We start from the raw sequence: 938 nt of genomic DNA on the forward strand, positions 1-938 counted from the left end.
CTAGGCCGTGTCTGACAAATGATCATGTCTGGGGTTCGCGGAGCCACAGGATGAGTGAGGCCAGGACGAGGCCGGTGCGGTAGCGGGTGGCGAGCTTGTCGAAGCGGGTGGCGATGGCGCGGAACTGCTTGAGACGGTTGAAGCAACGTTCGACGACGTTGCGCTGCTTGTAGGTCTGCGGGTCGAAGGCGGGCGGGCGGCCGCCGCGGGAGCCGCGTCGCAGGCGGTGTCCGGCCTGGTCGGCGCGTTCGGGAATGGTCACCGCGATCCCGTGGTGCCTGCACCACGCCCGGATCGCGCGGGAGGAGTAGGCCTTGTCCCCCAGGACCCGCGCCGGCCGGGTGCGGGGCCGGCCGGGCCCCGGGCGCGGGACGCGGATGCCCTCCAGCACCGCGGGGAAGGCGGTGGCGTCCGCCGCCTGGCCGGGGGTGAGCACGATCGACAGCGGCAGGCCGCGGCCGTCCACGGCCAGGTGGACCTTCGTGGTCAGCCCGCCCCGGGACCGGCCGAGGGCCTGCCGCGCCGCCGAGCGTTGCGGATCCTCCAGTTCGTCCCGCTCTGGGTCCCCTTTTTGCGGGCGCCGGCGGCGTGCTGGTGGGCCCGGTTGACGGTGGAGTCCACCGACACCGTCCATTCCACCCGGCCCACCGCGTCGTCGCGGACCTGGACGTGCTCCAGCAGCCTGGCCCAGGTGCCGTCCGCCTCCCACCGGGCGAAGCGCTCGTACACCGTCTGCCACGGCCCGTACCGTTCGGGCAGGTCGCGCCACGGCGCCCCGGTCCGCAGCCGCCACAGCACCCCGTTGACCACCTGCCGGTGATCCCGCCACGGACGACCCCGCCCGTCGGCACCCGGCAGCAGCGGCGCGATCCGCTCCCACGCCGCATCCGTCAACTCACCACGACCCACCACAAGATCAATTATCAGACACGGCCTAG

The 938-nt window shown here is 73.0% G+C and carries 1 protein-coding gene; it reads right to left on the bottom strand.

The annotated features are described in order from the left end of the window. Nucleotides 1-22 precede the first annotated feature (22 nt). Nucleotides 23-909, bottom strand: a protein-coding gene (locus LO771_RS30005) for an IS5 family transposase (RefSeq protein ID WP_374228279.1) whose coding sequence is annotated in 2 segments (ribosomal slippage) — nucleotides 23-555 and nucleotides 555-909 — 888 coding nt in all. Because the reading frame shifts where the segments join, the coding sequence is not laid out codon by codon here. Nucleotides 910-938: the final 29 nt, after the last annotated feature.

Origin of the sequence: Streptacidiphilus sp. ASG 303, from assembly GCF_020991365.1 — a bacterium.
In the GTDB taxonomy this organism is placed as follows: Bacteria; Actinomycetota; Actinomycetes; order Streptomycetales; family Streptomycetaceae; genus Peterkaempfera.